This window comes from Leifsonia poae (assembly GCF_050632195.1).
Taxonomy (GTDB): domain Bacteria; phylum Actinomycetota; class Actinomycetes; order Actinomycetales; family Microbacteriaceae; genus Leifsonia; species Leifsonia poae_C.
In genome coordinates this window covers 3,431,614-3,452,593 of the sequence record NZ_CP192580.1, presented here as the reverse complement: position 1 = coordinate 3,452,593, position 20,980 = coordinate 3,431,614, and the positions used below count along the sequence as shown (strand labels likewise).

General features: G+C 69.1%; 15 protein-coding genes. 6 read left to right on the top strand and 9 right to left on the bottom strand.

Annotation, left to right across the window (positions count from 1 at the left end; genetic code table 11):
- Positions 1 to 14: 14 nt before the first annotated feature.
- From ACQ86A_RS17365 to ACQ86A_RS17350, 4 genes are all read right to left on the bottom strand, one after another.
- Complete coding sequence (locus ACQ86A_RS17365) at positions 15 to 992, bottom strand: aldo/keto reductase (protein ID WP_431278180.1); 978 nt, start codon at positions 990 to 992, stop codon at positions 15 to 17.
- Between the two features lie 88 nt (positions 993 to 1,080).
- Positions 1,081 to 2,109, bottom strand: a complete 1,029-nt coding sequence (locus ACQ86A_RS17360; RefSeq protein ID WP_431278179.1) for a mannonate dehydratase — start codon at positions 2,107 to 2,109, stop codon at positions 1,081 to 1,083.
- A gap of 40 nt (positions 2,110 to 2,149) precedes the next feature.
- The gene (locus ACQ86A_RS17355) at positions 2,150 to 3,028 is read right to left on the bottom strand and encodes an SMP-30/gluconolactonase/LRE family protein (RefSeq protein WP_431278178.1); all 879 of its coding nucleotides are present in this window, start codon (positions 3,026 to 3,028) and stop codon (positions 2,150 to 2,152) included.
- Positions 3,025 to 3,843 carry an SDR family NAD(P)-dependent oxidoreductase gene (locus ACQ86A_RS17350; protein WP_431278177.1) on the bottom strand — a complete coding sequence of 273 codons (819 nt, stop codon included), beginning with the start codon at positions 3,841 to 3,843 and terminating at the stop codon, positions 3,025 to 3,027. The genes ACQ86A_RS17355 and ACQ86A_RS17350 overlap by 4 nt, the downstream gene beginning before the upstream one ends.
- A gap of 112 nt (positions 3,844 to 3,955) precedes the next feature.
- Between ACQ86A_RS17350 and ACQ86A_RS17345 the strand changes: the two genes are divergently transcribed.
- On the top strand, positions 3,956 to 5,191 hold the full coding sequence (locus ACQ86A_RS17345) for an MFS transporter (RefSeq protein ID WP_431278176.1): 1,236 nt from the start codon (positions 3,956 to 3,958) through the stop codon (positions 5,189 to 5,191).
- 102 nt (positions 5,192 to 5,293) lie between these two features.
- Here ACQ86A_RS17345 and trxA read toward each other — a convergent pair whose 3' ends face one another.
- Both trxA and ACQ86A_RS17335 read right to left on the bottom strand, forming a co-directional pair.
- Positions 5,294 to 5,668, bottom strand: coding sequence for a thioredoxin (gene trxA / locus ACQ86A_RS17340; RefSeq protein WP_431278175.1), 375 nt, complete (start codon positions 5,666 to 5,668; stop codon positions 5,294 to 5,296).
- Between the two features lie 149 nt (positions 5,669 to 5,817).
- Entirely contained in the window at positions 5,818 to 7,449 is a 1,632-nt protein-coding gene (locus tag ACQ86A_RS17335) for a DEAD/DEAH box helicase (RefSeq protein WP_431278174.1), read from the bottom strand.
- A 281-nt stretch (positions 7,450 to 7,730) separates the two neighbouring features.
- Between ACQ86A_RS17335 and ACQ86A_RS17330 the strand changes: the two genes are divergently transcribed.
- Positions 7,731 to 9,950 carry a HelD family protein gene (locus tag ACQ86A_RS17330; RefSeq protein WP_431278173.1) on the top strand — a complete coding sequence of 740 codons (2,220 nt, stop codon included), beginning with the start codon at positions 7,731 to 7,733 and terminating at the stop codon, positions 9,948 to 9,950.
- A 156-nt stretch (positions 9,951 to 10,106) separates the two neighbouring features.
- Here the strand turns inward: ACQ86A_RS17330 and ACQ86A_RS17325 are convergent, their stop codons facing one another.
- The 3 genes from ACQ86A_RS17325 to ACQ86A_RS17315 form a co-directional block, all read right to left on the bottom strand.
- A complete protein-coding gene (locus ACQ86A_RS17325; RefSeq protein ID WP_431280478.1) occupies positions 10,107 to 10,691 on the bottom strand; it encodes a DUF1684 domain-containing protein in 585 nt (194 codons plus the stop codon).
- Positions 10,692 to 10,776: 85 nt separating this feature from the next.
- On the bottom strand, positions 10,777 to 11,388 hold the full coding sequence (locus tag ACQ86A_RS17320) for a hypothetical protein (protein WP_431278172.1): 612 nt from the start codon (positions 11,386 to 11,388) through the stop codon (positions 10,777 to 10,779).
- Positions 11,389 to 11,465: 77 nt separating this feature from the next.
- Complete coding sequence (locus ACQ86A_RS17315) at positions 11,466 to 12,737, bottom strand: RNA polymerase sigma factor (RefSeq protein WP_431278171.1); 1,272 nt, start codon at positions 12,735 to 12,737, stop codon at positions 11,466 to 11,468.
- Between the two features lie 40 nt (positions 12,738 to 12,777).
- Here ACQ86A_RS17315 and ACQ86A_RS17310 point away from each other — a divergent pair, with 40 nt between their 5' ends.
- From ACQ86A_RS17310 to ACQ86A_RS17295, 4 genes are all read left to right on the top strand, one after another.
- On the top strand, positions 12,778 to 13,341 hold the full coding sequence (locus ACQ86A_RS17310; protein ID WP_431278170.1) for an EVE domain-containing protein: 564 nt from the start codon (positions 12,778 to 12,780) through the stop codon (positions 13,339 to 13,341).
- Positions 13,338 to 13,961 (top strand): 2-phosphosulfolactate phosphatase, encoded by a 624-nt coding sequence (locus ACQ86A_RS17305; protein ID WP_431278169.1) that lies wholly within the window; start codon positions 13,338 to 13,340, stop codon positions 13,959 to 13,961. The genes ACQ86A_RS17310 and ACQ86A_RS17305 overlap by 4 nt, the downstream gene beginning before the upstream one ends.
- Positions 13,962 to 14,003: 42 nt before the next feature.
- Positions 14,004 to 14,306: a DUF427 domain-containing protein gene (locus ACQ86A_RS17300; protein ID WP_431278168.1), complete on the top strand. Its 303-nt coding sequence runs from the start codon at positions 14,004 to 14,006 to the stop codon at positions 14,304 to 14,306.
- Between the two features lie 310 nt (positions 14,307 to 14,616).
- Positions 14,617 to 20,841: a DUF5979 domain-containing protein gene (locus tag ACQ86A_RS17295; protein ID WP_431278167.1), complete on the top strand. Its 6,225-nt coding sequence runs from the start codon at positions 14,617 to 14,619 to the stop codon at positions 20,839 to 20,841.
- Positions 20,842 to 20,980 lie beyond the last annotated feature (139 nt).

Below are 20,980 nucleotides of genomic sequence, written 5' to 3'. Positions count from 1 at the left end.
CGCAGGCGGAAGGGCTAGAAGCCTTCCGGCTCGCGAACGCGGTAAGGCGCCTCGAGACGCTCGAGCTGCTCGGGGGTGAGTGTCAGCTCGACGGATGCGATCGCATCCTCGAGGTGCAGGGGCTTCGTTGCACCCACGATCGGTGACGTGACGGCCGGCTGCTGCCGCACCCAGGCGAGGGCCACCTGCGCGCGAGTCACGCCGAGTTCGTCCGCGACCTCTTTGACGACCTCGGCGATGCGCTGGTCGCCTTCCACATCCTGCTTGTAGAGGGTTCCGCCGAACTTGTCGGCACCCGACCGAGCGGTCTGGGCATCCCAGTCACGCGTCAGCTTGCCACGGGCGAGCGGGCTCCACGGCAGCACGCCGACGCCCTGATCGAGGCAGAACGGATGCATCTCCCGCTCTTCCTCGCGATTGATGAGGTTGTACTGATCCTGCATCGAGACGAACCGGGTCCAACCGCCGAGGTCGGCCGTGTACTGGGCCTTCGCGAACTGCCAAGCGAACATCGAAGACGCCCCGATGTACCGCGCCTTGCCTGCTTTGACGACGTCGTGCAGCGCCTCCATCGTCTCCTCGATCGGCACCTCGGGATCCCAGCGGTGGATCTGGTAGAGGTCGACGTAGTCAGTGCCGAGGCGGCGCAGGCTGTTGTCGATCTCGGTCAGGATGGCGGCACGCGAGAGGCCGGCGCCGTTCGGGCCGCGCCGCATCCTGCCGTGCACCTTGGTCGCGATGACGACCTCTTCGCGGGTCGTGAAGTCGGCCAGAGCGCGTCCGACGATCTCCTCGCTGCTGCCCGCCGAGTACACGTTGGCGGTGTCGAACGTGGTGATTCCGGCCTCGATGGCCTGACGGATGAGCGGACGGCTCGCGTCCTCGGTCAGCGACCACTCGTGCGCACCCCGATCGGGTTCGCCGAAACTCATGCACCCGAGAGTGACCACGGAGACTTCGAGGCCGGTGCTGCCGAGACGCGTGTACTTCATGAGGACCTTTCGAAGGGAACGGACTCTCGTGACGCTAGCACCGGCGCGGAGGAACGTCAGGCCAGGTCCCGGCCCTGGCCGGGTCAGCTCACGCGAGGGCGTTCAGCACGCCCTGGATGTAACCGATCGCGTGCGCCCGGCCCCGGCTGCAGTATGCGGCCGAACTCGTGTCGCCCCAGGTGTCCCCGTCGCCGATCATGGCCGGAACGTGGTCGTCGATCAGGAACCCGTCGAATCCGGATGCGTCGAGCCGGCGCAGCACGCGCGCCGGGTTGAAGTTGCCCTCGCCGAGAAAGCCCTCGTGGAAAGACGGTACGGTTCCGATCACGTCGCGGAAGTGCACGTACGCGATCGCGCCGACCGGACCGAGCGCGTCGATGACGACGTTGACCGCATCCTCTCCGCCCATCTCCGAGACGGTCCCCATGCAGAAGTCGAGCCCCCAGGCCGGGCTGCCGCCGGCGCGGCGGTGGGCCTCGATGAGCGAGTCGGGCGAGATGAAGATGCGTGCCGCACCTCCCAGCGGCTCGTCGACGGGCGGGTCATCCGGATGCAGCGCCAACCGCACGCCCTCCTCCTCGGCCACCGGGAGAACCGCGTCAAGAAAGTACTGGTAGTTCGCCCACATCGTTTCGGCGTCGATCGGCTCGGCGAGGGGCTCGACGGAGCTGAGCTTGTAGGTGGCGAGCATGTTCACCTCGGCCGACCGGTCGAGGTCGAACGAGCTGACGAGCGCGCCTCCGCGCCCGCGAGCGAACATGTCGGTGCGCCACACGTAGGTCGGCATGAAGTGGTGACCGAGCACGGTGTACCCGGCCCGCGCCATGTTCCGGATGGTGATGCGGTAGTTCTCGAGCTGCTCATCCCGCCCAGGAAGACCGCGCTGCACCTTCCAGAACTGCGACGACGGCACGTTCTCCAGCCCCTCGATCGCGAGACCGTCGCCGGTCACCCGGTCGTGCAGGGCCTTGAGGTCGTCGTACGCCCAGAACGGTCCGGTGTTGTCGAGATTGTCCGGGTTGTGGAGCTGCACGCTGCTGAGGCCGAGCTGATGCGCGAAAGCGGCGACCCTGTCGTCGTAGCTGTCGACGTGTCCGAGGGAGAGGCGGATGCTCATGGTGTCCTGTCGAGTGGGGGTCGGTCGAGTGTCGGGTTGGTCAGCCGGCGAAACGCGCGGGAGCAGGCCCGGTGCGGCCGAGGCCGCGCACGGCGAAGAGTGCGCCTTCGTTCCGTCCGGTCTCGGTCGGGTCGAGCCCGCTCGCGGCCGAGGTGACGAAGAGGATGTCCCGGTCGGGACCGCCGAACGCGCACGACGACGTCTGCGTTGCAGGAAGTTCGACCGTTCGAATGCGCTCGCCGTCGGGGGTGAGGCAGGCGACCGCGCTACCGCCCCAGAGCGCGACCCAGAGGCATCCGGTATCGTCCATGCAGAGGCCGTCGGGCATCCCGTCGCCGTCGCTGAATGTGTGCAGCAGCCGACTGCGCCCGGGAAGCCCGGTGTCGGGGTCGACCTCGTAGGCGAAGACCTCATGCGTCATGGTGTCGGCCAGATAGAACACGTCCCCGGCGGGGCTCCAACCCATCCCGTTCGGCAGGGTGAGCCCGGTGAGCACGACCCGGCTCGTCCAATCGGGGCTCAGGATGTGCAGAGCGCCCCGCCCGGGCGCGAACCCCCGATCGGTGCTCCCCGCCCAGAACCGGCCGGCCGGATCGCACTTGGCGTCGTTCATCCGGAAGCCGGCGTCGAGAACGTAGACCTCGAGCTCGACCGAGCCTTCTTCGGCCAGCCGTGCGAACCCGGTACCCGTGGCTGCGACGAAGCCGCCGTCGACGCGAGGAACGACGGCACCGAGGAAGAGGCCCGTCGACGTGGTCGTCGTGCTCGTGGTCAGGCTCCCGTCGTAGCGAGTGCGGTGCAGCAGGCCGGGCTCCATATCCACCCAGAGCAGCTCGGACGTGTCCGCAAGCCAGACCGGGCCCTCGCCGACATCCGCGCCGAGCTCGGCGACGGTCTCGACGGTCACACCGTCGCTCATTCGGGCAGCCCGACGGCGAGGCCGGCGAGCAGGCCGCCGTCGACGGGCAGGGAGGCGCCCGAGATGAAGCTCGCCCGGTCGGAGGCGAGGAACACCACAGCCGCGGCGACCTCCTCGGGCTGCGCGACCCGGCCGAGGGGATGCGAGCGGCCCCACTGCTCCACGAGCGCCTCAACCTGTGCATCCGTGCCGTCAGAGAACTTGCGCGCCGATGCCCGCAGCATCGGGGTGTCGACGGACCCGGGGAGCACGGCGTTCGCGCGCACACCATGCGGACCCTCATCCACGGCCAGCGAGCGCGCGAGAGCGTTCAGCGCCGCCTTGGTCGACGAGTACGCCGCCACCTTCGCCTGAGACGCGGTCGACTGCACCGAGGAGACCAGCACGATCGATCCGTGATCCGAGTTCCGGATGCTCGGCAGCGCCCCGGCCACGAAGAGGAACGTTCCCGCGAAGTTGGCGTCGAGCACCCGGTGAAGGTCTGCCGCTGTGGTGGCCGCGACGTCGCCGTAGGTCTGGATGCCGGCGGCGGTCACGGCGATGTCGATGCGGCCGAAGCGGTCGAGCACGGCTGCGATGAAGCGAGCGATCGACGCCTCGTCGGTGACGTCAGTAACGAGTGCGAGGTGGTCGCCGCGCTCGCCGTCGGCGCTGCCGGAGCTGCTGAGACTCTCGAGCGCACGCTCCAGCGTCTGGCCGTCGAGATCGGCGATGGCGACCGACGCGCCGGCCTCGGCCAGGGCACGCGCTGAGGCGAGTCCGATCCCGCTCGCACCGCCGGAGACGACCGCGACGCGGCCGCTCAGATCGTTCATGGCTACACCTTCGTTTCCACCGGGCGTGCTTCGCCTCACTCACGATAGTGTCACGGATCCTGCGCGCGACCGGGCCTGGAGCATCCCGAACCGAGGGCGGTAGGCTCGCCTGATGGGTATCCGGCAAGGGGAGACCGGAACGCAGACGCATCCGGATGCGCGAGGCATCCGCCCCGCGCTCAGCGGGCTCATCGCCCTGACACTGGCCGCGTTCCTCGCCGTGACCACCGAGGTTCTGCCGGTGGGGCTGCTCCCGGCGATCGGCCGGGCCTTCGACGTCTCGGAGTCGATCGCGGGGCTGCTCGTCAGCGTCTACGCGATCGCGGTTGCCGTGCTCGCTGTGCCGCTCACCATCCTGACCCGTCGTTTTCCGCGTAAGGCGATGCTGCTCAGCACGCTCGTGGTGTTCGTACTGAGCAACGCAATCGTGACGGTCGCCCCGAACTTCGCGCTGGTCGCCGTCGGGCGCGGGCTGGGCGGCGTCTCGCACGCGCTGTTCTTCTCGCTGTGCATCGGATACTCGGCGCGACTCGTCGACCGCGAGTTCATCGGCCGCGCTAATGCGCTCGTCGCGGCCGGCGTATCGGCCGGGCTCATCCTGGGCGTTCCCCTGCTGACCTCGCTGGGCAATGCTCTCGGCTGGCGGGTCGCATTCGGGACGCTGACCGTCCTCAGCGCACTCACCACGGTCGCGATCGCGATCGTGCTGCCGGGTGTGAGCAACGAGAACCCGACGCCCACGAGCGGCAATCGGGAGGGCCGTCGTCGCCTGGTCGCGGCGGTCAGTGCGAACGGGCTCACGTATCTCGGCCAGTTCGTTGTCTACACGTACGTCGCCGTCATCCTGCTCGGAAGCGGCGCGACCGAGGCGGCAGTCGGTCCGCTGCTGATCGGGATCGGCGCCTGCGGGCTCTTCGGGCTCTGGTTCGGCGCCGCGACCTTCGACCGCTGGCGTCGCTGGAGCGGCATCATCGTGATCGGCGTCTCGATCCTTGGGATCATCGGGATCGGGCTGGGCTATCCGTCGTTCGTCGCCGTGCTGATCGGCGCGGCGGTGTGGAACGCCGCGTTCGGCGCCGCGCCATCCTTCTTCCAGACGGCTGCGGTGCGCACGCACGCGACGTCGCCCGACATCGCGGGTGCCTGGGTCAACGCCACGAGCAATGTCGGGATTGCGGGAGGCGCCGCGATCGGAGCCGCCGCACTCGAGTTCTCGGGACTTGGCGCACTGCCTTGGGTCGGCGCTGCGCTCATGGTGGCGGGCCTCACCGTGATCCTCGTCGCCCGCAAAGCCTTCCCCGGCACCCGGGCCCCCTCTGTGTCCGCGGAACCCCCGAAACACAACTGAGTCGCGCCCTGCGCACCTTCCCGAACCTCGGGAGGATGCACCGGACGCGACTCAGTGAATGCGGAACCGGAACGCGAGACCAGCCGGAACCAGTAGCCGGAGCTACTTGGCTGCGTTCTCGGCGACCTGCTTGTCGTACTCGGCGCGGATCTCGTCCATGTCGAGCGCGCGCAGCTGGCTGATGAGGTCTTCGACCGCCTCGGACGGCAGGGCGCCGGCCTGCGAGAACAGGGGGATGCCGTCGCGGTAGGCGACGAGCGTCGGGATCGACTGGACCCCGTACGAGGCAGCCAGATCCTGCTGCGCCTCGGTGTCGACCTTGCCGAAGGTGATGTCGGAGTGCTCGTTGGAAGCCTTCTCGAAGACGGGTGCGAACATGTGACAGGGGCCACACCAGTCGGCCCAGAAGTCCAGGAGGACGATGCCCTCCGAGACCGTGGCGTCGTGGTTGGCCGTCGTGATTTCAGTAGTAGCCATGCTGTGGATAACGCGCGAGACAGCTTGAGCATTCCGCTGGGCGGGCGCGCACAGGGCGCTATCAGCCGGTCGCGGTGCTGAAACGCGACAGGCGCAGGATGTGCGACCCGTGGGCCGCGCATCCTGCGCCTGTCAAAATTGGTGCCGGATCAGCCGCGGGCGCGACGCGATCCGTTGCCGCGCTGCGTGCTGCCGCCGACAAGGCTGCCGACGCGCAGGCCGTTGCCCGCACCGTGGCCCGAGTTGCCGCCGCGCGTCTTGGAGCCCTGCGACTTGGAGCCGTGGGATGCGCCAGTCGACGCGGCACCGGACGATGCGGCCGCGGGGCGACCCGAGCGGTCGCGACGCGGACGTCCAGCGCCCGAGTCGGTGCTGCGGCCGCCGCCGATGGCGCCGTCGCGAGCGCCGTCACGGCCGCCGTTTCCGCCGCCGTTACGTCCGCCGTTGCCGCCACCGTTGCGTCCGCCCGAGCGGCCGCCGTTACCGGCGCCCTCGACACGGCCGTCGCGCGCAGCGCGCTTCCGCTGAGCGTTCGCGCCCTGCGAGCGTCCGCCACCGCCGCCGTTGCCGCGCGGGTTCTCCTCGCGCGGAACGGGCTTCACGTATGCGGCGGTCTCGCCGACGAGCTTCGTGACGGCAGGCGAGGTCGCGTCGACGGCCTGCGGCTGAGCGTTGATCGCGGCCTTGCGCAGCAGGGTCTTGACGTCCGAGCGCTGGCTCGGCACCATCACGGTCACGACGTCACCGGCGCTGCCGGCACGCGCGGTGCGGCCCGAGCGGTGCAGGTACGCCTTGTGCTCCATGGGCGGGTCGACGTGCACGACGAGCTCCACGTTGTCGACGTGGACGCCGCGGGCGGCGACGTCGGTCGCGACCAGCACGCGCACATCCCCGGCACCGAAGGCGGCGAGGTTGCGGTCGCGCGCGACCTGCGACAGGTTGCCGTGCAGGTCGACGGCCGGGATGCCCGAGGCCGTCAGCTGCTTGGCCAGCTTCTTGGCGTGGTGCTTGGTGCGGGTGAACAGGATGCGGCGACCGAGGCCCGAGGCGAGCTTCTCGACGAGGTCCTTCTTGCCCTCGAGGCTCTCGACCTCGAAGACGTGGTGGGTCATCGCGTCGACGTGGCTGGTGGCCTCGTCGACCGAGTGGAGCACCTCGTTCTGCAGGTAGCGCTTGACGATCTTGTCCACGCCGTTGTCGAGCGTGGCCGAGAACAGCAGGCGCTGTCCGCCGCTGGGGGTCTTGTCCATGATGCGCGTGACGACGGGGAGGAAGCCCAGGTCGGCCATGTGGTCGGCCTCGTCGAGCACGGTGATCTCGACGGCGTCGAGGGAGACGAAGCCCTGCTTCATCAGGTCTTCGAGGCGGCCGGGGCAAGCGACGACGATGTCGACGCCGTCCTTGAGGGCCGCGACCTGGCGCTGCTGGCTGACGCCACCGAAGATGGTGGTCGACTTGAGGCCGTACGCGTCGGCGAGCGGCTGCATCGCGGCCGTGATCTGGGTGGCGAGCTCGCGGGTGGGTGCGAGCACCAGCCCGAGCGGACGCCCGGCCCGGCGCTTGCCGCCGGCGAGCTTGCCGCCGAGGCGCGCGACCATGGGCAGCGCGAACGCGATGGTCTTGCCGGATCCGGTCTTACCGCGGCCGAGCACGTCGCGCCCGGCGAGGGTGTCGGGGAGCGTGTCCGCCTGGATGGGGAACGGCTCGGTCTTACCGTCGGCCGCGAGCACGGCGACGAGCGGCGCGGGCACGCCGAGGGAGGAGAAAGTCTGTTCTGACAAAGGAGTGGTGCCTTTCAGGCATCGAGACCCCGCGTCCGCCGCACACGTCGGTGCTGCGTCGTTCGGGGTGAAAATGGCGAAGGTGCCGTGCGGCACGATCGTTCGCCGTAGAAAAAATCGACGCTCACGGGGCGGTTGCCCGGCGCGGCGCGAGGTGCGTTCTGCGACGCAGGGAGTCCCTCTTGGACTCGCAAGTGGTACCAGTCTACAGGATCGGGCTCCAAGCGCCTCCCAGGCTGGAGGTCGTAGACTATCGGCCCTGGATCGAGAGGGTGGTCTGCGTGCTGGAATCGGAGCTCGAACGTGAGCGCAGCGTTGTTGCCGGGCTCTACGAACGACTGGACGCACTCCGTGTCGAAACAGAGGAGAGGCTCACCCGCGTCAGGCGTGAGAGCGTCGGGAGCAACCACCAGGCGCGCAGCGAACGAGACGCCTTCGCCCGCCTCTACGAGGACCAGCTCGGCCAACTGCGGGAGGTCGACTCCCGACTCGTCTTCGGCCGGCTGCTGCTCGAGCATCCTGTCGACGGCACAGCACACCGCTACATCGGCCGCATCGGACTGCGCGACGACGACCAGGTCTCCCTGCTGATCGACTGGCGCGCGCAGCAGGCGAGTGCCTTTTACCAGGCCACCGCGAGCGAACGGATGGGCGTCCGCGCCCGCAGGCACCTCACGATGAGCGGTCGGCAGGTCACCCGCGTCGACGACGAGGTCTTCGACGAGGCTCTGCTCGACGGTGGGGATGCGGGGAGCGAGGTCGTGCAGGGCGAGGGCGCGTTGCTCGCCGCCCTCACCGCCCAGCGAACCGGCCGGATGCACGACATCGTCGCGACCATCCAGGCAGAGCAGGACCGCATCATCCGCTCCGACCTCCGCGGCGCCCTCGTGGTGCAGGGCGGACCGGGCACGGGCAAGACCGCGGTGGCACTGCACCGGGCCGCCTACCTGCTGTATGCGAATCGCCAACGGTTGAGCACATCCGGAGTCCTCGTTGTGGGCCCGTCGGTCGCGTTCCTGCGGTACATCGAGGCCGTGCTGCCGTCGCTGGGCGAGACTGGCGTGGTCATGCGGACGCTGGGGGAGCTGTTCCCCGGCATCGAGGCCACTCACGACGACGAGCCCCTTGCCGCGAGGCTGAAGGGGTCGGCGCAGATGGTGCGACTGCTGTCGCGGGCCGTCCGTTCTCGGCAGAAGGCGCCGACGGAACCGCAGACGGTCGAGATCAACGGCGAACGTCTCGTGGTCGAGCCCGAACTGGTGACCCGCGCGATCGCCCGGGCGCAGCGAAGCGGCAAACAGCACAATCTCGCCCGCGTCACGTTCGTCAAGCAGGCTCTCAGCGAGCTCACCGACAAGCTCGCGGCACAGCTGCGCCAGCGCGGGGCCACGATCGACGAGGCCGACCTCAAGGTGCTCCGCGAAGATCTGCGCACGTCGTACGACGTGCGGGTGCTGCTCAACACGGCTTGGCTTCCGATGACCCCCGAGAAGTTCATCCAGGACCTCTACGCGCGGCCCGCCTGGCTCGCCGAGCTGACGCCGCGCTGGACCGACGCGCAGCGCGCATCCCTGCACCGCGACCGCAGCGCGCTCTTCACGGTGAGCGACGTGCCGCTGCTCGACGAGGCGGCGGAACTGCTCGGGGCATTCCCCGGCAAACCGGATGCGGGAGCCCGCGAGCGGGACCGCCAGCGCAAGCGCGACCTCGAGAACGCACGCGCGGCCATCCGGAACATGGGCGTCGAGGGTCTGGTGAGTGCCGAGCAGCTGGCCGACGGATTCGCGGAGCAGGTCGACAACGGGACCACCGCCGAGCGGGCGGCCGCCGACCGCACCTGGACCTACGGCCACGTCGTCGTCGACGAGGCGCAGGAGCTCTCCCCGATGCAGTGGCGCGTGCTCGTACGGCGCAGCCCGATGAAGTCGTTCACGATCGTCGGCGACATCGCTCAGGTGGCATCGGCCGCCGGCGCCACGAGCTGGGAAGCAGCGCTCACTCCGCACTTCAAGGATGCGTGGCGGCTCGAAGAACTGACCGTCAACTACCGCACGCCCGCGCAGATCACGCGCGAGGCCGAGCGGATGGCAGAGGAGGCCGGGCTGCCGATCACCCGGACGCAGGCCGTGCGCGAGGGCGACTGGCCGATCCGGAACGTCTCGGCGGAGGGTTCACCTCTGGCCGAGGCGGTCGCAGACGCCGTTCAGGCGGACCGCGACATCGACGCCAGCGGCACGGTGGCCGTGATCGCGCCGACGGCCGAGGTGGATGCGGTGGCGGAGGCGGTGGCGAACCGGTTCGGCGAGCTGGCGGCGCGGGGCGCATCCGGACTCATGCGTCCGATTGCCGTGCTCACCGGCTACGAGGCGAAGGGTCTCGAGTTCGACGCTGTGGTGCTAGCCGACCCGGATGCGCTGGCCACGGAGACCCCGCGCGGCGCCGCATCCCTCTACGTCGCCATGACCCGCCCCACCCAGCGCCTCACCCTCGTCACGCGCTGACGCTGCGCGCGCCGGCGCTTTGAGTCGCGCCGAACGCACCTTCCGCGCGCCCGGGAACCTGCGCGAGCCGCGACTCGCGGCAAATCGACCTTCCGGGGGCGCGGGAGGGTCGATTTGGCGCCACTCGGCGCCGGCGGAGAGGGGTGAGCGCGGCGGTCAGTACGAGCCGGTGTAGCGCTCGCCGACGGGGACCTCGATCGGGAGGGTGTTGCCCGCCTGCGCGAGCGGGCACGCCCAGGCGGGGTCGTACGCGCAGCTCGGGTTGTAGGCGAAGTTGAAGTCGAGCACGAGGGTGGGCTCGCCGTCGGAGGCGTCCAGGCCGAGGTCGGCGCCCTTGATGGTGTCGATGAGGTAGCGTCCGCCGCCGTAGGTTCCGCCGGGTTTGCCGGCCAGCGCATCCTTCACCGGTACAAAGAGTCCGCCGCCGTACGACTCCAGCCGCCAGACGTCGAGTGTTCCGGCGAGAGGGATGCGCGCGGTCCCGAGCAGCTCGAACGGCACGGTTCCGTCCGTGCCCGTGTCCACATCCATCCGGCGGGGCTCGCTCGGGGCGAGGATCGGCACCTCGAATCGCCAGTCCGGGTCGTACGGCACGACCGGGAGGCCCATGAAGTCGGCGCGGTCCTCGGGGAGCAGTGGGCTCGCGGGATGCGATGCGAACAGGTCGTTGCGGCACGAGATCCAGTGCGCGTGGGCGGTGGCGGGGTCGGTGGCTGCGAGCTGACGCACCGAGGCGTACATCCCGAAGACGCGCCGGCGCCAGTCGGCGGTCTGCACGGCTGTGACGGCCCGCGAGGGGTTGCGGCTGCCGGTGTCTCTGTGTCGGTCATCGGGGTACCTCCGGGTTGTCAGGATGCTCAGGGTCAGCGGTGGCGGTGGCGCCGGTCGCAGGTTCGTCGGAGGCCACAGGCTCGGCCACCGGATCGCCCTCCGGCGGCGGCGGATCGTACGCCCACGTCGGCGCGAGCCGGCGCAGCTGGAGCCCGCGCCACTGCCAGAACGCCCACAGGGTGTACCACGCGAGCGGCGTCAGCAGACCCGCGTGCACGTCCAGCTTGTCTCGGTAAAGCGTGCGGATGCGACCGTCGGCGTCGGGTCCCGCCGGGTCGGGCGCGATCGCCATCCGGTGGTCGAGGTGCGGGATGGCGGCGAGCAGGCCGCTGGTCCCTCCGCCGCTGTCTCTCAGGATGCGCACTCCCGGCTCGCGCGCGCCCATCGCGTTCAGCTTGATCGCCTGGGTGCCGACGCCGATGGCCCCCAGCGCACGCACGCTGACGCGGTACTCCTCGGTGCCCCAGACCGTGGGGAGCCGGTCGGAGCCTTCCGGACGGAAGTCCAACCACGGCAACGCCACCTCCCGGAACGCGGTCGGGCTCTGGAGTGCCCGCCACGCCGCATCCGGGTCGCAGTCGAGAACGAACTTGAGCAGCACGCGCATCCATACAGTCTCGCGCAAACGGGGCCTAGCGGCTGGGGAAATGCGGGAGATGTGGAGCATGCCGGCGACGCTCGCCGTCAGCAGGCTTCCGCGCGGGCAAGCAGCAGCGCGCGTTCGCGCTGATTGGCGGTGAGAGCGGCCGCTCGCTCATACTCTTCGCGGGCTTCTGCGCGGCGATCGAGGCGGAACAGCAGGTCGGCCCTCACGCTCTGCAGCAGGTGGTAGCCATCGAGCGCCCCCTCGGCGGCGAGGCGGTCGACGACCTCGAGGCCGGCCTGCGGCCCATGCGCCATTGAGAGCGCGACGGCGCGATTGAGCTCGACGACGGCCGAGGGCATCAGGTCGGCCAGTGCTCCGTAGAGCGTGACGAGCTGCTCCCAGTCGGTGTCGTCGGCGCTGGGCGCGGTCGCATGGCAGGCTGCGATCGCCGCCTGCAGCGCGTACGGACCGCGCCCGCGACCGCCGGTGAGCCGGTCCGACCGGGCGAGGGCGTGAACACCGCGACCGATCAGGATGCGGTCCCAGCGCGCCCTGTCCTGGTCCTGCAGCAGCACGGGCTCGCCGTCCGGCGTGGTGCGGGCGCCGAGTCGCGACGCCTGGAACTCCATGAGCGCAACGAGCCCATGAACTTCGGGCTCCCGCGGGGTGAGTTCGGCGAGCACCCGGCCGAGTCGCAGAGCTTCTTGGCAGAGGGATGGGCGGATCCAGTCCTCCCCGGCCGTCGCCGAGTATCCCTCGTTGAAGATCAAATAGATGACCTCGAGCACCGAGCTGAGCCGCGCCGGGAACTCCGCCCGCTCGGGCACCTCGAAGGGGATGTGCGAGTCCGAGAGGGTGCGCTTGGCGCGCGAGATGCGCTGGCCGATGGTCGCCGACGGCACCAGGAACGCACGCGCGATCTCGTCAGTGGTGAGACCGCCCAGGAGTTTGAGCGTGAGCGCCACCCGCGACGGCTTGGTGAGCACCGGGTGGCACGCAACGAAGACGAGGCGCAGGAGATCGTCATCGATCTCGTCCTCGACAGCCAGAGCGGGATCGTCGGAGCCCAACTCGACCTCGAGGTCGCGGGCGAGCCGTGCGTACCGGTCGTCGAGTCGCTCCTGGCGGCGCCAGCCGTCGATGGCGCGACGCTTGGCCACGGCGGTGAGCCACGCGCCGGCGTTGCGGGGGACACCCGATTCCGGCCACTGCTCGAGGGCGGCGACCAGCGCATCCTGAGCCAGTTCTTCGGCGACCCCGACATCGCCGACGAGACGCGCCAGAACAGCGATGAGCTTGCCGGACTCGATGCGCCAGACGGCTTCGATCGTGCGCCGGGCCTCTTCGCGCCGCTCGTCCTCGGTCTGCACTGCTTCGTCTCCTCGCGGAATTGAACAATCTGATCGCATTGTGCTCGTCCATCTTGCGACACGAGCGACCGCCTGTGACGGAGGGATGCGCTACAACTGGAACATGCCCATCCGGTTCTGGCTCGGAGTCGTGCAGCGCGAGCATGTGCTGCGCGGGGTCGCGGGCGGGTTCGTGCAGGTGAATCACGGCGCCAAGGCCCCGCTGGTGCACATGAACACGGCCGACGGATTCGTGTACTACTCCCCGAAGACGGCCTACCCCGACGGGGAGCCGCTGAAAGAGTTCACCGCCATCGGACGGATCGCCGACGACGACGTCTTCCAGGTCACGCAAGGCGTGATGATGCGGGGGCCGGCCGGTGACTTCCTGCCCTGGCGGCGACGGGTCGACTGGGAGCACGAGGCTGTGTCGGCGCCCATCCGCCCACTCCTTCCCGTGCTGGAGTTCACCCGGGACAATCCGAACTGGGGCTACCAGCTGCGCCGCGGCGTGATCGAGATCTCGCGCCACGACTTCGAGGTGATCCGTCAGCAGATGTGGCCGCCGTCACCGGACGACCCACAAGCGAGACGCCGTTCCGGCCGGGCTACGATGGCTCGGTGACCGAGCAGTCGACCGCCCAGCCCCACCAGCAGGCCCAGCCCCCACAGCACGCCCCGCAAGCCCAGGCCAAGTACCAGGTGCGCTTCGATTGGGGCACAGGCGGCGCACGCGCCATCGGCCAGGACGCTGACATCGTCGTGTGGGTGGACGTGCTGGCTCCGGCAGATGCGGGCGAATACCTCGCGATCCAGGAGCTCCTCGCAACCCTTCCCGCGTCGACCGCGGTCGTCGCGGGAGGCCTGACCACCGCATCCGTCGTCGCGGCATGGATTCTCGATGAGCAGGTGCGCATCGGCCGTCGGGCGATGGTCTCGATCGTCGCCGCCGGCTCCCCGACGTCGGGCGACCAGCGGCGTTTCGCCGTGGAGGACCAGCTCGGCGCGGGCGCCGTGATCGATGCGCTCGCCGCGGTCGGCATCGACTACGCGTCGCCGGAAGCAGCCGTCGCCTGTGCCGCGTTCACCGGATTGCGTGGCGCGGTGGCTCACCTGCTCACCGCATCCGTCTCCGGTCAGGAGCAGATCGCCGCGGGCCGCACGCCGGCCGAGATCGCCCCGTACGGCCGTGTGGACACTGAGAGCTCGGTGAACGTTCTGCGAGGCGGCACACCTTCGGAATGATCCGCCGGGTCGTCGTGTTGCCACGGTCAGGAGGTTTGACCTATGAAAGCTGTTCTGAACGACACCGTCATCGCTGAGGCACCCGAGTCGGAGCTCATCCGCATCGAGGGCAACTGGTATTTTCCGCCGGCGAGCGTCAACGCCGAGTACCTCGAGAAGAGCCCCACTCCATACACGTGTCCGTGGAAGGGTGAGTGCCAGTACTTCTCTGTGAAGAACGGCGAGGCCCTGCTGCAGGACCGCGCCTGGAGCTATCCCACGCCGTACCCGAGCTCGTTCGAGCGCGTCGGCAAGGACTACAGCAACTACGTCGCGTTCTGGAAGGACGTCCAGGTCGTCGACTGAGACGAGTGACGGTCAAGGCCCCTCTCCATGAGAGGGGCCTTTTTCATTGCCGAATTGCGGTCCTCCATTTGGAGGACTGTCACCACAAGGTGGGGTACAGAATGTCTTCCGGCTTCGACATACCGGCCGATATAAATGAATGACGGAGATACTCCTGGACCCGAACCCTGGAGTCGCCCGCTGAGGGGATTACCCCATCCCGCCCTCACGAGCGCCACCCGACTCTCCGTGAAGCCGAAAACCCGATTTCGTGACTCCTTTTGCGCTCCGCCCTGCCCAAAAACACCCGATCAGAAGCCTTTTCGTAGCAGTGACCGCCGCGCTGGTGGTCGCTCTCGTCGGCGGAACCGTGCTGGCCGCACCCGCCTACGCGGCCGATGCCTCTCTCACGCTCGAGAAGACCGTGAACGACAAGAAGGCGGTCACGATCGCCAACGGCGACGAGTTCCAGTACACGATCGAGATCGGCTGCGACGACAACGACTGCGTCGACGCCAAGCTGATCGATCCGCTCCCCGCACAGTTCGGCGGCTTCGACATCGTGGGCACCTCCGTGACCCCGGCATCCCAGCCCGCGACGAAGACGCTTTCCGGATGCTCGACCTCCGTGACCGTGAACTGCAGCCTCGAGGTGACCTTCGGGCAGGCTCTGGATGCGGGTGGCGTCGGGATCAAGGCCGGCGGCACATACCTGGTCACGGTCTCCCTGAAGGCTCCGCAGGGCCTCACGCCCACCTGGGCTTCCAACAACGTGGCCGTGCACAACACGGCGACCGCTACTTCCTCGACGGCGTCGACGCTGACGTCGACGGCCGATGTGACGGTCAGCATCCCCGAGACGGTGGATGTGCAAGTCGGCAAGACCTGGACGCCCGCGAACCAGCAGTTCGCCCCGGGCACAGCCTCGACGATCGGCCTCACGGTCAAGAACACGTCGAACGTCGTCGCGAGCACCCTCGCGCTGCAGGAGCCGGCGACCGCGGCCGACTCGGCCACCGCGCTGGATTCGGCGAACCCGTTCGCCCTCGTCGACTTCTCCGGGTTCGGGACCGTCGTGCTGCCGTCGGGCGCCGACACCGTTCAGGTCGATGCCTATGTGTTCGATCCCGGAACCGGCGCGTGGCACTGGGCGATCGGCCCGCCGACCGCGGCCGCGGATGTGCAGCTCCCCACCGGCGTGATCCCGGCCGATGTCGCGGGCCTGCGTTTCACCTTCGCCAGCACGGCAGGCGCGACCATCGACCTCAGCGCGTCGGCAGGCGTTCCCCTCAACGTCGTGCAGCGCTCGACCAACCGCATCACGAACGCCTCCCTTGTCACCGGCGCTACGGTGACGAACAAGGTCACCGGTTCTGTCGCCGCCCCCGGTCATGCCGTGGTGACGAAGCAGGCTCAGGCGCCGTACACGATCGGTGCGCTGAACGTGAAGGTCGCGGCGGGTAAGACGATCGCGCCCAACCGCATCCCTGCCGGAACGACCGCGATCGCGACCATCACCGGAAAGAACAACTCGAACGGGCCGCTGGCCTCGCTGAAGCTCAGCGACCTCGACTACTTCACCGACAAGCTCGCGTTCGGCGGGTTCTCCGCGCCGCTCGCCTACCCGACCGGCGCGACCGCCGCATCCGTCGTCTGGTACTACTCGGCCGGCGCTCCCGTCACGATCGCGGTCTCGAACGGTTCCACTCCGACCGCCCCAGCCCCTGCCGTGTCGGGCGCCCACCTGACCGGCTTCGCGCTCGAGTACACCGGCGCGATCACGAGCGGAGTCACCGCGACGGCGCAGTTCGGCATCACTCCCGCCGATGATTTCGTGGCCGAGGCGGACAGCCCCGCCGACGCGCCCAACTCCCTCGGCGTCTCCGGAACGAACGCCGCCGGCTCCGCGACCGCTTCCGCGACCGCGCCCCTGAAGATTTTCTTCCCTGAGATCAAGCTGGTGCTCTCGAAGTCGATCACGCCCGGCGGCGCGGTCGCTCCTGGCGCCACGGTCGTCGCGCAGCTGCCGACGACGACCTCGACCGACTCGGCCTACGTGCGACCCGACACGATCACCGTCGTCGACGAGTGGCGCTCGGGCAACGCCGACGACTTCTTCAACGCCTTCAACCCGATCGCCGTCGCGCCCACCCAGATTCCACTGGGGGCGACACTGCTCGTCGAGTACACGACAGACGGTGGCGCGACTTACAAGACCCTCCCCGCCGGGGACGGTGCGACCGCTCAGATCTTCCGCGGCACCTTCCCGACCGGCGATGTGCCGAACATCACGGGCGTGCGCTTCACCTTCACGAAGACGGGTGGCTTCGCGCAGGGCACCTCGGTGAGCCCGGCTCTGACCGCACAAGCGCGGGCCGACCTCCGCTCCACGGGAGATCCGACCTCGGTTCCGGATGCGTCCGCGAGCGTCTACCAGAACCTCGGCACCGCAGACGCGAGCGCGGGCCCCGGCGTGAAGACCACCCCGGCGACCGCGACAGCGACCGGCTCCATCGTCACCCATTCGGGCGATTCGGGATCGCTGGGCGGCTCGAAGAAGTGGACCAAGCCCGATCTCACCGGTTCTGTCGACATCCTCGACTCGCAGTCCGGTGAGCAGGCCGGCACCGTTCTGAACTGGGGCGTGACCGACACCGGATATACCGCGGTGACGGTGACCGATCCCGCGAGCGACGCCAACCTGCCCGCGAACACGGTCTTCAATGCGTTCGACCTGAAGAAGATAGCTGCGGTCTCCTTCACGTCGCAGCCACTGCTTCAGTGGGATCAGGTCACCGCGATCGAGCTCTTCCGCAACGGCGCCTGGACCACCGTGCCGAAGCCCGGCGGCGACTGGATGAACGCATCCGGTTTCGTCGGATACACCCTGACTGACCTTGAGTCGGCCTCCACCACCGGCGTGCGGATCACCGTCGAACCGGATGACGCCGCTCGCCGCGCGAGCACGAGCGCCCTCGTGCCACCGATCGGTTCGGGCATCGCCACGATCTCGTCTACCGAGACGCGCAGCTTCGGACTCGTCTGGCAGTTGCGCAACGTCGTGCGGGTCGACAACTCGAGTTCGCCCGATCCGTGGGTGACCGCCCACCGCCTGTTCAACGACACTCACGTCGGCGCGATCTGGAACCGCAGCTCGGTCTCGGGCGTGCAGAACGGCTCACCCGTCGGTCCGGTCGCGGCTGAGGACAACATTGCGCTCATCGATCAGCCGCCGCTCGTCAGCGTGACGAAGACGAGCGAACGGTCGACGATCGTCGTGCCGAAGTCGACGGATGTCGACCCCGTCGACTATCCGCGGAACACCTTCACGGTCGTCGCCAAGAACGACGCGACGTCGCGCGCTTCGTACCTGCGAGTCACCGATTCCGCGCCCTGCAGCAGCGGCGCCGTTGCGGAGTGCGTCTCCGACGCGTCCGACTGGGCGGCTGATCCGTTCGCGGGCAAGACGTATTCGACGGCCAGCCCGTATGAGCGGCTGAACCTCACGAAGATCGCTTTCACTGTTCCCGCGGACCAGGTGGATGCGAACGCATCCCTCGTCACGCTCTGGCACCGAGCCGCCGACGGCACGCTCACGACGACGGGGGTCACGATGACCGCGGCCGCAGCCCTCGGTGAGGCCGATCTCCTCGACGTGGTCGGCGTGAGCGTCGTCTACCAGGGGACGGATCCCGCCCTGAACGGCGGTTCCATTGTCTCCGGGTCCCCGCTCACGATGACGCTCAGCACCCAGGTGCGCGTCACGCAGCGCAGCCACGCCGACCGGGATGTCACGGCCATCAGCATCGACACGGATGCGTTCAGCCAGAGCTACGACCCCGTGCTGTTCCCGTCGGGTCAGCAGTCGCGCCCCAACGACAGCGCGGCCGTACCGCTCGCCCTCACGACCGGCGAGCTCGACGTCACCGCGGCGAAGACCTTCTCCGTTTCGAGCCTGCTCGAGCGTGACCGGCAGAACCCGGTCGCCGTCACTCTCACGGCGACGCAGGGCAACGCATCCGTCGCCACCAACGAGGTGACCGTCGCGGATGTCGACCAGGCCTTCTGGAACCGTTTCAAGCTGACCTCGTTCGCTGGGTCGGACGTGACGATGCCGGCGGGCGCCGACCAGGCGCGCGTCGACGTGCAGACGGGCGGAACGGGGACGTGGATCGCCGGCACGGCAGCGGCGACCGCCGCCCTGCCGACGGTCGCGCTCGATCAGATCACGGGCATCCGATTCGTGTTCAGCCGAGCCGACGGCGGCTTGTTCAGCCGGATGGCCGTGCCGGACGACTACACCGCGCGTGCTGTTCTGCACGTTCAGCTGCTCGACACCGCTCGTGACGGAACCGCCATCCCGTTCCCGAGCACGCTGACCGACACGGTCACCGTGGTCTCGCACCGCACCGACGATCCGGCGGTCTTCGCGGACGCGAGCGCCGGTGCAACCGCGACCATGCAGTTGCTTCCCGGCACGTTCTCCCTCGACGTGGCCAAGTCGCCGGCGAACAACACTCACACGGTGGGTGTCGGCGACCCGAACACGTGGACGATCACGTTCGCGAACACCGGAACCGGCTACCTCGACGTGAGGAACCTCGTCGACACGCTGCCCACATCCCTCGCCTGGGACGGCGAGGACCCCGTGTTCAGCACCAGCACGGGCGGGATGCTCTCGCTCACGCCGACAGTCGCGCTCGACGCGAGCACCGGCAAGCTGACGCTGATGTGGCCCGCGGGTCAGGCACGGATGGCCCCCGGCGAGCGCTTCACCGTGGCGATCGGACTGGTTCTGCAGCCCGGGCTGAGCGGAACGCAGCGAGCGACGAACCAAGTGGTCGTCTCCACGGCCCAGACTCTCGCGGCGTGCACGAACACCTCCGGAAACGGCCAGGGAACGCTCACCGGTCTCGCCGCCACCCAGTGCGGCACGACGAACTATGTGCAGCCGGTGACCGGTCCGTCGCTGTTCACTGTTAAGGGAGTCAAGGGCGACGTCGTCGGCCACACGGTCAGCGGAGCGGTCAACCCATCCGTCCCGACGGCGACCTGTGCGCCCGACGCCGACGGCTACTACATCACCCCGTGCGCGGCGAACACCGTGGTGGGCGGGACCGACGAGTGGCGTCTGCGCGCGACCAACAGCGGGACCGTGAACTACGACTCGCTCGTCTTCGTCGAGCCGCTTCCCCACGCGGGCGACAGGATGCTCGCGACCGGCTCCTCCCGCGGCTCCACCTACCGTCCGGTGTTCGACCCGACCTACGGGCTGACCTTCGACGCTCCGGCGGGAACCACCGTCACCTGGCAGGTCACGACGGCGGACTCGGTGTGCCTCAACCCCGACGGCTCGACGGCTTGGCCGACGGACCCGACGTGCGACGCGCATCCGGTGGCCGCTTCATGGATCGACTCGGGTGTCTTCGCCGCCACGGGCGACTGGACGGCTGTCACCGGCGTGCGCGTCACTATGGACTTCTCGACCACCGCGGCTCGCACACTGCCGGCGGGTGGGGCGGTCACCGCTTGGTACCGCACGGTCAACCGGCCTGCGACGGCTGCGGCCCCCGACGGCGCTCCCGTCACGATCGCTGCGCCGGCGTCGTACGCGTGGAACCAATTCGGCGCGACCGCATCCCTCACGGGCGGCGGAATGGTGCGGCGCGCACCCGTCAAAGCGGGCGTGACTATCGCGACCGGTCCGTTGCAGATCGACAAGCAGGTGACCGGCGCTGCGGCCTCGGCCGCGCCCGATGAGTTCACCGCTGATGTTGCGTGCACCGTTGCCGGAGCGCCGGTCGACCTGGGCGCGTCGGCCAGTCCGGTGCTCGCGAAGTCGGCGGGATACACGGTAAGCATCGACGGCATCCCTGTCGGCGCCGACTGCACGATCGCCGAAGCAGGAGCCGCCGGCAGCTACGGCGAGGCGTCCCGATCGGTGTCGAATGGCTCGGTCCACATCGCCTCGGGCGCGGTCAGCGGAGCGGTTCCGTCTTCTCAGACCGTGACGATCACCAACACCTACGAGTTCGGCCAGCTGGCGATCGCCAAGACAGCTGACTCGGCCGCGGTGGATCAGAACGGCAAGGTGACATACACGATCACCGTGACGAACACCGGCGCCCTCGACGCCAAGGCCTTCAAGGTGACGGACACCCTGCCTGCGGGTTCGACGTACGTCTCGTCGAGCGCGGGCGGCACCGAGCTGAACGGCGTGGTCACGTGGCCTGTCGTCGAGCTCAAGAAGGGTGACAGGATGGCGCTGCAGGTCACGCTGATGTTCCCCGCGGCGGGCAGCTTCGTGAACCGGGCGACCGTCACGACTCCGCCGCTCGGCCCGTGGACGCCGCCGCTCGTCAGCGACCCGTGCGGCGACGACCCGGACAGCTCCTGCGCGTCGGTTGTCGTGGTCGATCCGCCGAGCGACCCGACGGACCCGACGAAGCTGGCGAAGACGGGCTCGAACATCGACGGCTGGCTGATCGGCATGTGGGGCACGGTGCTGACGCTCCTCGGCGCCGCCCTGGTCACCCGGCGCCGCCGGGCCGCCTAGCGCCGGCGTCCCGCGCTGCGCGCGCCCGCGTTCGAGTCGCGGCGAATCGACCTTCCCTCCCCTCGGAAGGTCGATTCGCCGCGACTCACGCTTCTCGAACCGGCGGGCGTTACCATGGCGGGCACGTCGAGGTTCGGGG

Coding starts and splice junctions, on each gene's coding strand:
- ACQ86A_RS17350 (WP_431278177.1), bottom strand. CDS start 3,843: ATGAACGATCTGAGCGGCCGCGTCGCGGTCGTCTCCGGCGGTGCGAGC.
- ACQ86A_RS17325 (WP_431280478.1), bottom strand. CDS start 10,691: ATGTACGCCTCGGTGCGTCAGCTCGCAGCCACCGACCCCGCCACCGCC.
- ACQ86A_RS17360 (WP_431278179.1), bottom strand. CDS start 2,109: ATGAGCATCCGCCTCTCCCTCGGACACGTCGACAGCTACGACGACAGG.
- ACQ86A_RS17355 (WP_431278178.1), bottom strand. CDS start 3,028: ATGAGCGACGGTGTGACCGTCGAGACCGTCGCCGAGCTCGGCGCGGAT.
- ACQ86A_RS17300 (WP_431278168.1), top strand. CDS start 14,004: ATGAAAGCTGTTCTGAACGACACCGTCATCGCTGAGGCACCCGAGTCG.
- ACQ86A_RS17320 (WP_431278172.1), bottom strand. CDS start 11,388: ATGCGCGTGCTGCTCAAGTTCGTTCTCGACTGCGACCCGGATGCGGCG.
- ACQ86A_RS17365 (WP_431278180.1), bottom strand. CDS start 992: ATGAAGTACACGCGTCTCGGCAGCACCGGCCTCGAAGTCTCCGTGGTC.
- ACQ86A_RS17345 (WP_431278176.1), top strand. CDS start 3,956: ATGGGTATCCGGCAAGGGGAGACCGGAACGCAGACGCATCCGGATGCG.
- trxA (WP_431278175.1), bottom strand. CDS start 5,668: ATGGCTACTACTGAAATCACGACGGCCAACCACGACGCCACGGTCTCG.